This is a genomic window from Alkalicoccobacillus porphyridii (genome assembly GCF_007293315.1).
Classification (GTDB): domain Bacteria; phylum Bacillota; class Bacilli; order Bacillales; family Bacillaceae_D; genus Alkalicoccobacillus; species Alkalicoccobacillus porphyridii.
Window position 1 is genome coordinate 1 of the sequence record NZ_VLXZ01000116.1, and the last position, 326, is coordinate 326.

A 326-nucleotide genomic window follows, 5' to 3' on the forward strand; every position below is an offset into this window, starting at 1 on the left:
CGATCACCAGCGCACTGCCAACCATCACCAGTGCTAACATTACGTAATTTTTCCCATCGCGAAAAAAAATGGAAAAAAAGTTCGGTCCGGCTTCGACCCCGACGCAGAAAATAAACAGCATAAAGCCAAGATTAAGCGCATCGGTGTTAATGCTGAAATGTTGTTGGCCTAATAACAGCGATACGACTAAAACGCCAATGGAATTACCCAGTTGGATCGAACCAAGTCGTAACTTTCCGAGACATAGCCCAAGCGCGAGGACCACAAATAATAACAGAATGTAATTCCCATTTAACAATTCGGCGACGTTTATATTCACGGAGGCT

Annotated in this window: 1 protein-coding gene; it reads right to left on the minus strand. The window is 44.2% G+C overall.

From position 1 onward, the window contains the following. A partial coding sequence (locus FN960_RS23735; protein WP_498034103.1) for an aspartate-alanine antiporter-like transporter occupies window positions 1–326 on the minus strand: 326 nt, incomplete at both ends.